The organism is Flavobacterium sp. KH_035 (assembly GCF_057839565.1).
Window position 1 is genome coordinate 4,667,488 of record NZ_CM174492.1, and the last position, 11,548, is coordinate 4,679,035.

10 protein-coding genes are annotated in these 11,548 nt (G+C 36.6%); 5 read left to right on the forward strand and 5 right to left on the reverse strand.

What is annotated here, in order from left to right; genetic code table 11:
* The first annotated feature begins 1 nt into the window (after position 1).
* Genes AC3IS6_RS18995 through AC3IS6_RS19005 form a run of 3 tightly spaced genes read left to right on the forward strand, consistent with a single transcriptional unit; the run spans position 2 to position 3,079 of the window.
* Positions 2-1,273 carry a condensation domain-containing protein gene (locus tag AC3IS6_RS18995; protein WP_489161684.1) on the forward strand — a complete coding sequence of 424 codons (1,272 nt, stop codon included), beginning with the start codon at positions 2-4 and terminating at the stop codon, positions 1,271-1,273.
* The gene (locus AC3IS6_RS19000) at positions 1,270-2,523 is read left to right on the forward strand and encodes a condensation domain-containing protein (protein WP_489161686.1); all 1,254 of its coding nucleotides are present in this window, start codon (positions 1,270-1,272) and stop codon (positions 2,521-2,523) included. The genes AC3IS6_RS18995 and AC3IS6_RS19000 overlap by 4 nt, the downstream gene beginning before the upstream one ends.
* A 7-nt stretch (positions 2,524-2,530) precedes the next feature.
* Positions 2,531-3,079, forward strand: a complete 549-nt coding sequence (locus AC3IS6_RS19005) for a hypothetical protein (protein ID WP_489161688.1) — start codon at positions 2,531-2,533, stop codon at positions 3,077-3,079.
* A 95-nt stretch (positions 3,080-3,174) separates the two neighbouring features.
* Here the strand turns inward: AC3IS6_RS19005 and AC3IS6_RS19010 are convergent, their stop codons facing one another.
* From AC3IS6_RS19010 to AC3IS6_RS19030, 5 genes are all read right to left on the reverse strand, one after another.
* Positions 3,175-3,936 carry a hypothetical protein gene (locus AC3IS6_RS19010; RefSeq protein WP_489161690.1) on the reverse strand — a complete coding sequence of 254 codons (762 nt, stop codon included), beginning with the start codon at positions 3,934-3,936 and terminating at the stop codon, positions 3,175-3,177.
* Positions 3,937-4,059: 123 nt separating this feature from the next.
* Positions 4,060-5,091, reverse strand: a complete 1,032-nt coding sequence (locus AC3IS6_RS19015; RefSeq protein ID WP_489161692.1) for an oxidoreductase — start codon at positions 5,089-5,091, stop codon at positions 4,060-4,062.
* A gap of 193 nt (positions 5,092-5,284) precedes the next feature.
* A complete protein-coding gene (locus AC3IS6_RS19020) occupies positions 5,285-6,031 on the reverse strand; it encodes a hypothetical protein (protein WP_489161694.1) in 747 nt (248 codons plus the stop codon).
* Between the two features lie 91 nt (positions 6,032-6,122).
* Positions 6,123-7,202: a hypothetical protein gene (locus AC3IS6_RS19025; RefSeq protein ID WP_489161696.1), complete on the reverse strand. Its 1,080-nt coding sequence runs from the start codon at positions 7,200-7,202 to the stop codon at positions 6,123-6,125.
* An 89-nt stretch (positions 7,203-7,291) separates the two neighbouring features.
* The gene (locus AC3IS6_RS19030) at positions 7,292-7,600 is read right to left on the reverse strand and encodes a hypothetical protein (protein ID WP_489161698.1); all 309 of its coding nucleotides are present in this window, start codon (positions 7,598-7,600) and stop codon (positions 7,292-7,294) included.
* Between the two features lie 391 nt (positions 7,601-7,991).
* On the opposite strand from AC3IS6_RS19030, the gene AC3IS6_RS19035 reads away from it, so the two are divergent.
* A complete protein-coding gene (locus AC3IS6_RS19035) occupies positions 7,992-9,713 on the forward strand; it encodes a flavin monoamine oxidase family protein (RefSeq protein ID WP_489161700.1) in 1,722 nt (573 codons plus the stop codon).
* 1 nt (position 9,714) lies between these two features.
* Positions 9,715-11,475: an alpha-keto acid decarboxylase family protein gene (locus AC3IS6_RS19040; RefSeq protein ID WP_489161702.1), complete on the forward strand. Its 1,761-nt coding sequence runs from the start codon at positions 9,715-9,717 to the stop codon at positions 11,473-11,475.
* Positions 11,476-11,548: the final 73 nt, after the last annotated feature.

The following is an 11,548-nucleotide window of genomic DNA, read 5'->3' on the forward strand; positions in this document are numbered from 1 at the left end:
TATGAAAAGAAGATTGTTATTTGGAGAGCGCATGTTATTGGGCGAAGGAAAAGACCCCTTCCATGTCGTTATTCCTTTTCGACTGCGCGGTGTATTTGCCGAAAAAGACATTCAGGATGCTTTAGGCAGACTTCAGAAAAAACACCCCTGGTTACGGGCTCGAATCCATCTTGATGAGCAGAATGTTCCATGGTATGAAGTATCTCAACTCACAAATCCCATTCCGATCCGTATAGTGGATCAAAAAAGCGAAGAAGACTGGCAACAAGAAGCTATGCAGGAATGGCAAATACCCTTTGATTACAAAAACAAACCTTTGATCCGTCTGGTGTGGATCAAAGGAAACGATCGTTCCGATATGTTGCTTGTCTTCCATCACTGCCTGTGTGATGGCGGTGCTGCGATGACTTTAATATATGAATTTTTAAAAGTATTGGATGATCCGGCAGCAGATATAGGCACAGAAAATCCTATTTTAGGTATTCAGGATGTTGTTCCTGCCCCTATTTTAAAAAACAACAGGCAAAGGTTTAAGGCAAAAATGATTGGTCGGCTGGCAACATTAGCCATCAAATGTATTCCTGTCAGCAGAAAAGCGATTGATCGGCAAACTGACTATTTGATTCATTGGAAATTAGACCCTGGCACGAGTCAACAGCTTATTTCCCACTGCAAATCACTAGAAATCACGGTCAATACTTTTTTAAGTGCTATCGTACTCGATACCTTTAAAAAAGTGCGCGGAAACAAAGCTTTTAATAAAATTTCCTGTCCGGTAGATATCAGGCGTTTCGCTCCACAGATCAAAGAAGATCATATTTTCGCCTTCGGTCTGATGATCGTCATGTCATCCAATACCAAACTCGATTTCTTAGACAATTTGCGCTTGATGCAGCAGGATGTAGACCGCAAAACAGCCAAACTTAATCCTTATATCGTCCTGATGGTTATGGAATCTGCCCATAATGCATTAAACAACTTTACAAAGCTTCTAAAACGAGGCAAGTCATCCAATGATTGTATGTTTTCTAACCTCGGACGTATTCAGATACCTCATCAATACCAATCCTTTACCGTAGAAGCTATTATCAGCCCAACCGTCATTGGGCCATTGGGCAATACAACGACAATACTCACCTCCACTTATCAAGGTGTTATGGACTTCACATTTATGGGAAGCGAAGGTTATTTACCTTATCATGAAGCCTTAGCCATTCGTGATGAAATAATTGATTCTATTAAACGCCGACTAAATTATCAAGCAGCCTCATGATCAAACGAAAACTCTTATTAGTGGAACGAATCATGTATATTGATGCCACTACACCTTTAAATTGCGTATTTACTGCAAAAATCAAAGGTGAAATTTCGAAGGAACAAATCGAAATTGCCTTAGCAAAAATCCAAAACAAGCACCCGTTGCTTCGTGCTGCAATTGACTTACAGGATAAGCAACATCCTGTTTTTGTTATCAAAGAAAATATGAAACCTATTCCGCTTCGAATCGTAAAACGTCAAACTGATACCCATTGGCTGGAGGAATCTGAGCAGGAATGGTACAGACCGTTTAAAGAGGAAAACTCCCCTTTGGCACAATTGGTATGGATCAAAGGAGAAGAACTGTCCGAACTGTTATGGGTATCGCCACATTGTATCTGCGATGGAACGAGCATGGTAAGTTTGATGCAGGAATTACTTGCTTTGATAGATGATCCGACTCTTGATCTCGAACCTTATCCATTGTTCCAATCGGTAAATCATTTTTTATCGCCACAGTTTGATCTTCAAAAAAAAGCACGCAAAGCAAAGCTATTTTTACTTCTGGGAAAATGTTTCTTTTTGCTACAGCGGAAAAATAAAAAAAGAAATCTCGGAAAAAATTATGCCATTCACTGGAAATTAAATCCGGCAGACTCAGCTGTTGTCACGCAGAAATGCAAAGACAATGGTATTTCGGTACATGCCATTCTTTGTACAGCATTTATGCAGGCTTTTCAGGACGTACAAGGTAAATCAGCAAAAGAAAAAGTAATTAGTCCGATTGATATCCGCCATTTTATTCCTGAAATCAAAAAGGATCATATGTTTGCCTTTGCCCCAACCATAGAACTGTCTTTAAAAAAGAAAACGCCTCAGGCACTGGATCAGGCGAAACAAATCAAAAAGGATCTTACTCAAAAAATAGAAAAAATGGACGCTCGGGAATTGTTATGGATGGGCGAACAAATGCACCCGCTGGCCTATCGCATGATTGCGCTGCTAAAATCTAGCCGGGGCGCACACGATCTGACACTTTCCAATATGGGGAACCTTCAGATCCAAAATGCTTACAAAAACTTCACTCTGGAAGATATCTTTAGTCCGACAGTAGCATTTCCGTGGTTAAATTCAAACACTTTAGTTACGACTAGCTATCGCAATCAAATGGACTTTACCTTGATGTCTAATCAGGATTTCCTGCCGAAACAAGAAGCCTTAAAAATTAAAGATAAGGCCATCGAGTTGTTGACTTTATCCCTATAAATTACGTATGACAAAAGCTACTCAGCCCAAAAAAACAACCCTCAAACGCTTTCTTCGAAAACGTGCAATTTATTATATTCTTCCTAATGTAGGTTTCAATTTTATTATTGCTTATGCCAGTTTTCAGGAATTAGGGTATACTCATTTTTTTGCCGGTCCCCAAAGCTTAGCACGTTTAACATTGCCAATGGCCCTGTTCTTACCTGTAATCCTGACAATGGATATCATCAAACGGGTTATTGTCGCTGCCGAACAAAAATCAATCGAAGTGGCAATAGACCCTAAGCTGAATAAAAACAGATTTATAGCCAAACTATGTCTGATACACGGCATTATAACCAGTTTACTGGTATTAACAGTATTACTCGCTGCACAGCAGAGCCTAACGGTTCACTATAAATTAGATCCTACCCTTATGGCCATTCTTGATGCTATTCTTGCGGGTGTGCTTTCGATATTGTTTACGTATCTTCCCATATACAGGCTGAAAAAACATTTACACGCCCCTTTGCCAAAGGTGCAACTAAAGGAGAATGACCATTACCAGAAAGCTTAATATAGGCGCAGATAACTTACTGCATTGGAAGCAACTTTACAAAGATGGGCAGTGGCTTTTTTATCGTTTATGCTTTAAAATTACTATTGTCCGTATTAATTGGGGCCATCTATTATTGGCTTCGGATCTAATTTAAATTTATTTGTTTTTGCATTAAATGTAATGGTTAAATAACCACCCATTCTTCCAACATCATTCCAGACAATCAACTCTTTTTTCTTATTATCGGCTATTTCAACGTTATCGAAAATTATAGTTCTTATGTTACCGGTTAAGGTTTTTATTTTTGAAAAATCAATTATTTGAAAAACAGTATTGTCTTTTTTATGGATTATTTTCAGTTTGTCCATTTGTGCCTTATCGTGATTGCTCTTTTTGGAATATAAACCAATAAAATAGAATTCTGTTAAGGAACCGGCTTGCAAAATTTCAATATCGTTAAATTCATTTTCTTCTATTTGATCAATTAAAATAGAAGTATTGGTTAATTGTAACGACAAATGCTGATTTGTCGAAAGATTCGTCCAAACTCCAACACATTGCTCTTTAGAGAATCCAAACTCAAATGTAGCAGTGTATTTTTCATTACTGATTTCATATAATAAAATTTTATTCTTTTTAAAATCAATTACACCTTCAAGTCTGATTGGGTTGTTATGGTTGTCGTATTTATAAACACCAATAAGATTGAAGTCTTTTTTCTTTTTTTCTCCAAAATAGCCTTCCTTAATTTGGAAAGAAAGGGAAATAGGATATTTATCAATTTTACCTTTGTAGCTAAAACATTCGTACCAGCCTGCATAAGTTTTTGTTACGGCCATTATAACTATCAAAATTGCAAATATTGGTTTCTTCATATTCATTTTTTTTATTCTCTTTGACTTTATAGATTAGTACATCTGACGCTAAGCCCTACTTATTAGTAATTTTTCTTAATCTCGTCTACACTTCTATTGAAATCGAACATCTCAATACCCTTATTAATGACGATTGTCACATTGAATAAAAATCTCTTCATTTGATTTGTCAATAATTGAAATTTCCGGGCATCCAAAAGAAAAATATTCAAACCCAAAAACAACAGCCGGTTTATTTTTAAAAAGTTTTCCGGTCCACTGATTAATTTCGTTGTCCCCCTCTTCATAATTCAAAGGAGCGGGAGAAGTACCTTCACTTTGACTGTAAAGCTTTTCAATGATGGTGGCTTTCGTTTTAGCATCAGCCACTAAAAGACGTCTGGCATAAATTGTTTTATTAGCATCTAAATAGTCTTGCAAAAAATAGTGATACTCGGCTGTTTTAAACGCGTAAGTAGTACCCGTTAACTTGTTTTTTAACAAAGCACGATCTTCACTTTTTATTGGTTTTGACGGATATTCTTTACTGCTTACTTTTTTCCAGTTCATTGGCTTTAAACCTTCTTTCGAAAATGGGTTTTCTTTACCCACATATACGAATGCAGCTCTAAAATAGTCACTGAATCCGTTTAAATATTTCTTATTGATTTCAAATCCAATCATAAAATCATAGTTGTGATAAGGCCAGTCTCCCTCAGAAGAATATCCATTTAACATAGCAGCGGTTTTCAGGTTTTTCACAACAAACGAAACCAATTTGCGCTTCGCATAATCGAATATAAAAACAGAATCTGTTTCGGATATATTGGTTTTCGATAAAAATCTTTTTCGGTAGTTTTTATCAAAAGTAAAATACTGAGCATCGTATTTTCCCAGTTTTTCGATGTTAGGTAAAATAAGCGTGTCCTTTTCGTCATTCACAGGATAAATATCCGAAAGGGAAACAAAAGCAACATCACTGCTGTCTTTTGGAGTTAAAGTGAACAAATTGATATTTTCCTTTTTGAGAGCTCCTTCTTCTCCTTTTTGTATGGAATCGGTTTCAACCTGGGTATTTTCAGCTAAACCCGATTGGGCACTTTTAGGATTCTCTTTTTTATTGCAGGCAAAAAGTAAAAACAGTAAGCAGGCAGACAGTAGGCGGGTTATTTTCATTTCTAATTTTATTTAGGTGTTTTAAGATGAAATTTATACAAGTTTCAAATCTTGCAAGGTCTTCTTTTAGCCATATAGATGTCAAAGCAGTTTGAAGATCAGACCAACAAAATTTTAAAACCCTTAAAGGATTAAGAAAACCTGGGTTTTACAAATTTTTTATTTTTAAAAATTATCAGAGTGGCAAACGTTTTTATTTAAATTCATTAAGCTTATCGTTTGGCAAATCATATTCGTAAAGTTTATCCGTATCGCCGTCATAATACATCCATTGCATAATCGTAAAACGATTTTCAAACTCATAACCAATTCCCATAACTGTAAAATCCTTGTTTTCTCTTTTTTGATTTTCTATTGAATAACTAATTTGCTCTTTATTTTTGAGATGTAACAGCAGAAGTTCGTTTTTGGAGTTCGCAATGTAATATTCCGTCAGTAAATAAATCTTGTCTAAAAAACCTCTTGAATAGTCATTCTCTTTACTCCAATGGTATTTAAATTCTTTCTTATACTCTTTTCTCATTTTAGAAACATTTCCATCTTTAATTTTCCTAACCGAAATCAACCAATCCTCAAGCATTGGAGTTTCTCCATCACCCGCAACATAAATGGTGTCTTTCTTCCATTGAATTTCACAAATATCGCCTCTCAATAAACTCCTATCCTGATTTTTATCATTGACAAAACTATACAATTCATTTCCTTTTTTTGCAAAGAGAGAGGTGTAATCTCCATCGTCATTGTAATCTGCAAACTCAAAAACATGTTTAAAAACTTCTTCTTTAGCCTGAGCAATTTTAGAGTCCGTTTGTTTGGTATCCGATTTATGCTGATCTGTATTTTTTATCTCCTCTGCATTTTTTGCTTTGTTTTCACAGGATTGCAGAACAAAACTTAAGAAGATTATGATTGATAAAAATAAGCTCTGGTTATTTCTCATTGTTTTTCTTTTGGTTGTTGACGGAAGGTTTTTTTATTATTTCTTATTTGAGTTAAAGTATTGCCTAAGACTCGCGGATTTACTGAAGTTTTTATTTTACAAAAATTCCTGAGAACAGCTTGTCTTTGTCAAAATTCAAAGTTGTTTTGTAAGCTCCATTTTTAATTTCAATATAGTTTGCGAATTTTAATTCTTCATAGTCAATTATTGATTTTTTGTCAAATAATTTGACTACGTCATCGAATTTCATACCTACTTTCAATCCATTTTCAAATGAAATTTCAACTTTTCTGAAATCGTTTATAGCATACCCTGCAATTCGATTTTCTTTTTTATTCTCAGGATTAACTTTGCTGGCGGATAAATAAAAATAAAAATCATGATATTCATCCCGATACATAATTTCATTTACATTTCCGGTACTTCCATCAATTTCTTCCATTCGCTCAAAATTTTTGTTCGTCTGAGATTTTGCAAAATCGTCTTCGGTTGATTTTCCTGTAATTAGATTATTTACATTCCAATTTTTATCAATTTTTATAATGGGTTTGTTTTTAGTATCCTCCGGTTTGGTGCTGTTTTTTGTTAGTTCCATGGTGTATTTTTCACTATCGCAACCACCAAAATCAATGAGTCCGTTGAAAGTGTCCCAATAACAAGTAGTAGATAAATTGGTGTTGTTTAAGATAATCAGTCTGTCATAATCGGGTGCGAAAAAAATATATTTGTTTTCCTTTTTCAGATTCCAATATAAACCATTGTCCGTATTGGTATTTTTTGTGCCCTTACCGTATTTTAACTCTATTTTCTTTAGAATTTCCGATTTTAAACCCGGAGTTTTCATTTCTATTCTCAGTCCGTAAATTTTACTTTCTGCATTAAAATTGAGTAAAGTGTTCTTTAATTCGTCTTCATTTTTGATTGGTTTTAAATCAATATGACCGCCGCCAAATCTTGAAATACTATCTGTTTTGAGTTTTTCGGAGTTTATTTGAAAAAAGACTTTTTGCCCTTCCAGATCAATTCCTTCAAAACTATATTTTTCAGATTCTTCTACTTCAATCAACAAACAAAACGGATATTCAATAGTTTCAACGCCAATAAGCAAATTGTCATTGAAGTTTATTACATCTTTGATGGGTTCGTTTAGATTTAATTTTAGTAAATCCATCTTTTTTTGTCCCTTGCAAGAAATCATAAATGGTAAAATTATGAGCAGTACTAAAAGTTTTTTCATTTTTAATTGGGTTAATCATTGGGTTAAAAAATTCCATTGGCGTAAAATAAAGCAATAACCAAAAGGGTTATGAACAGACTGAAAATTATTGCTGCATTACGTAAATTATATTGTTGTCGTTTGTTAAACAGATAGATTTCTGCGAATAGAAATAGTAAAAATACAATTGAAAAAATCAAACTTAATTCAAAAATTCGATCAATTTCAGCAACAAAACTAAACCTGTCTTCTTGTAAATATGCTGATAAAGTATAATAAGCACCATTGTAAATTATTAGGAAAGCAATCAATACTATCGCAATTCTAATCAATATGAATTTGTGTATGCTCATAGGTTGCTATTTCTTATTCTTTATGGATGCCGATTCGTTTGTTTCGTTTTTAGTATTACTGCAATAGATGTTGGAATACAAATTTTAAAAAAAGATAACGCGAATGTAAGTTGATATAAATTCGTATCAAACAATTGAATATTCGTAAATATTCTTTATAAATCCGTATAAACCATTTCGGCTGTTACCTGTAATTTGGATACAAAACTTTATTACGCTGCTTTTTTGTCGGTTCAATAATGAAGGCTTCTGACCCCGGAGAATTAAAATTTCTGAATTCTACACTATAAAAACAGGTAGAATTACGCTTAAAAATCCCGATTTTACTGAGTTTATTTGTTACAGAATTTCATTCACCAAATGAATAAACCAAAAACTAAACTACCTGATTATGGAAAACTATTTACACGGCTTACTCGACGAAGACAAAGACCTTATTATCAAGAAATACTTAGAATACATTGACGAGGGAATCCCGCATACGGGTAAATCGAAAAATGTACTGATCATTGGCGCCGGAATGGCCGGAATGGTAGCCGCAAGTCTGTTAAAGCAAGCCGGTCATAAGGTTACGATAGTCGAATCAAACACCCGTGTTGGCGGCAGGATCAAGACTTTCAGGAATTCTAAACACAAAAAATATTTTGAAGACGACAATGTTTATGGCGAAGCCGGTGCGATGCGTATCCCGACCATACACAAGATGGTGCTCAAATACATTGATAAACTTGGACTCAAAACCGAGCCTTTTTATTATAAGTCTGTCGATAAAGAACAAGCAATCGCATATCAAGCAGGCTCAACTAAAAAGGAGCCGGATGTTACTAGAAATTCTCTTTTCTATGTTAACCGTAAACGTGTTGTCCAAAATGAATATATCCCAAAAGATACAACTACTAAGGTCGATGTAAACAAACTACTGGACTTTCATCTGGAAACCAGTGAAAACAGGCGTGCCGACGAGTTAATGGCCGATCTCATTAATCCGCTTAAGGATTTTATTGCAGAAAATCCTGAGGAAAACTGGCCTGTACTGATCGAGCGTTACGGAGAATATTCGATGCGTCGTTTCTTAAAGGAAAATTCAAAATATTCAGAGAATGCCATCGAGATGATTGGGGTCATGCAAAATCTGGAGTCCAGAATGGCCTATGATTTTATCCAGAGTTTCATTGAGCAAAATATCATTAAGGATTCTACCACTTTTCTGGAAATTGTTGGTGGAAGCGACTTACTGCCAAATGCCTTCTTTAAAGCGCATCACCTCGAAGAAAACACCTATTTTGATTGCAGAATGACCAAAATGATGCTTGTTAATAACAAGGTAAAGATAGAAGTGGATATTGAAGTAGAGCGTGACTTTCAGTTTTATGAAGACGCAGGATTCAAAGCCTTAAAAACACCTGTTGGTGATCTGGAATTTGATGAAGTGATTGTTACCATCCCCTTTTCCGCATTAAGACATGTGTACGTAACACCACAATTCGATCAGCCCAAACGAAAAGCAATCCGCGAACTACATTACGATTCTGCTACTAAAATATTGCTCGAATTCCGTGAGAAATGGTGGCAGGAAGCACCTTATAATATTGTTGGCGGCGGTACGATTACTGATTTTTCGAATCGTTTCACCTATTATCCAAGCAATGATTTGGGAAGCAAAGGACATGGTCTCATACTGGCTTCTTATTGCTGGTCTGACGAAGCAAGCCGCTGGGATTCAATGGATGATGACGACAGGTATTTTTATGCACTTAAAAACCTGGCCATCATGCACTCCGATGACAAGAAGGAACAGCAGCGTATTATCGACCTAGCCGTAATTACTTCGAGCATCAAGGACTATAAAAAGAAAGGCGGAAAATTAATTGGTGGTGCGACACAAAGCTGGATGCGCGATCCCTATGCCTATGGTGAGGCGGCAATATTTAATCCGGGGCAGTTAAACTTATTGCAGCGTCATATCATCTCAACCGAATGGGAAGGGAAAGCACATTTTGCCGGAGAGCATACTTCGCTGAAACATGCCTGGATTGAAGGCGCCATCGAGTCCGGAATTCGCACCGCACTGGAAGTCAACGAAAATACCGGTAACCTGAATAACCCCATTTAAGATGTCACAGAAAAAAATCACCGTTGCAAAATACCTGCAAATACGTCTGGAACAATTAGGACTTACCCATTTATTTGGAATTGCTGGTAATTATACCGCGCCGTTTCTAAATACAATTCACGAAGACAAAAATGCAAAAATTAAAATCGTTAACGATACGAATGAAATAAATGCCGGGCATTGTACCGATGCCTATGCACGTCAAAACGGTTTCGCCGCAGTAGCGGTAACCTATGGCGTGGGCGCATTTACACTGCTCAATTCGGTTGCAGGTTCGTATGTAGAGCACTGTCCCGTACTTGTCACTAATGGCGCTCCGACGAACAAAGACCAACAACGAAGCCTCGTTCAGGGTATGCTGGCATCGCATATGACGGGTGATATGTACAGCAACATAAATGTATTCCGAAACGTTACGGTTGCGGCAGAACAAATCACAGGTTCATCGGATGCTCCTTATAAAATTGATGCCGTGCTGAATGCCTGTATTTTATATGGAAGACCCGTTTATCTTGAGGTTTTTGAAGATGCTTGGCGAATGGAATGTGATCCGCCTGTCACTCCATTGGTAGAAAGAGAATCCTCTAAATGTCAAACAAGTGCACGCAAGGCTGCTCAAAGAGTAGCTGCAATGGCACGCGGAAAAGAAATTATTTTCTGGGGTGGTATCGAAATCCAGCGTTACGGTATTCAAGACGAATTCCTTGATCTGATCGAAACTACCGATACCGAATTTGTGACCTCTATACTCGGGAAATCAATCGTATCTGAAAACCATCCGAAGTTTAAAGGTGTTTTTAATGGCAAGGCATCGCCAAAAGATGTGAAAGAACAATTCGAAAAAGCTCAGCTAAAAATTGGTCTGGGTGTATGGACCACAGGCAAAAACCTGGGTGGTTTTGACGTTTGGAAAGAAGATACTGTACTTGCCAATCATAGCGGTGTAAGGATTGGTGCTTCTTATGTCGCCAATGTATCGCTAAGAGATTTTATCCTATTCCTGAAAGAAGAACTTACCAAAGTTACCTTTAGCGCTTACGAAATGTATGCTGCAAAGGAACTGTCGGAATCCTTTTTTCTAGCAGATGATAGCAGCACGAAAAGAGGGAAGCCGGCGCTTACTTATGATACTTTTTTCAAGCGAATCAATACTTTTATAGACGAAAGGCATATAGTGGTTGCCGATGCGGGTTTTCCTTTATTGGGTGCCCAGGGCATTCGTATTGCAGAACCTAACGGGTTCGTAGCGCAGGCATCATGGCTTTCGATAGGCTATTCTGTTCCTGCGGCAACCGGAATAAAATGTGCCAGACCTGATAAAAGACCGGTAGTTTTTGTTGGGGACGGTGCTTTTCAGGAAACCTGTCAGGCTATATCTACGCAGAATAAACTGAAACACGACACCATTGTTTTTGTTTTAGATAATGGTATTTATGGTATTGAACAAATGCTTGTTAATCCAAATCCGTTTCGTGGTGCAGACAAGGTAGAATACAGCATTCCCGATTTAAACGACGTTTATAATTACAACGAAATGCACCGTTGGAAATATGCGAAACTCGTTGATGTATTTGGAGGAAAAGGTTTTGAAGTCAGCACTCTTGACGAACTCGAGGAGGTTTTGAAACAGCTTGAGAGCATTACCGAAAATACCATTGTACATGTAAACATACCTAAAACCTCTATTCCCGAAGCAATTGCTTATAAAACAGAGGAGCCCGGAGAGGATGAATTTCTGGATAAAAACTGGAGTTTATGTTAGGTTTAAAATGGGTTAATTTTTAAAACATTCCGTCCGGATAAACCAAAAAGCCATCTCAGTTCTAATTCCTGAG

Coding starts and splice junctions, on each gene's coding strand:
- AC3IS6_RS18995 (WP_489161684.1), top strand. CDS start 2: ATGAAAAGAAGATTGTTATTTGGAGAGCGCATGTTATTGGGCGAAGGA.
- AC3IS6_RS19040 (WP_489161702.1), top strand. CDS start 9,715: ATGTCACAGAAAAAAATCACCGTTGCAAAATACCTGCAAATACGTCTG.
- AC3IS6_RS19025 (WP_489161696.1), bottom strand. CDS start 7,202: ATGGATTTACTAAAATTAAATCTAAACGAACCCATCAAAGATGTAATA.
- AC3IS6_RS19015 (WP_489161692.1), bottom strand. CDS start 5,091: ATGAAAATAACCCGCCTACTGTCTGCCTGCTTACTGTTTTTACTTTTT.
- AC3IS6_RS19020 (WP_489161694.1), bottom strand. CDS start 6,031: ATGAGAAATAACCAGAGCTTATTTTTATCAATCATAATCTTCTTAAGT.
- AC3IS6_RS19005 (WP_489161688.1), top strand. CDS start 2,531: ATGACAAAAGCTACTCAGCCCAAAAAAACAACCCTCAAACGCTTTCTT.
- AC3IS6_RS19030 (WP_489161698.1), bottom strand. CDS start 7,600: ATGAGCATACACAAATTCATATTGATTAGAATTGCGATAGTATTGATT.
- AC3IS6_RS19010 (WP_489161690.1), bottom strand. CDS start 3,936: ATGAAGAAACCAATATTTGCAATTTTGATAGTTATAATGGCCGTAACA.
- AC3IS6_RS19000 (WP_489161686.1), top strand. CDS start 1,270: ATGATCAAACGAAAACTCTTATTAGTGGAACGAATCATGTATATTGAT.
- AC3IS6_RS19035 (WP_489161700.1), top strand. CDS start 7,992: ATGGAAAACTATTTACACGGCTTACTCGACGAAGACAAAGACCTTATT.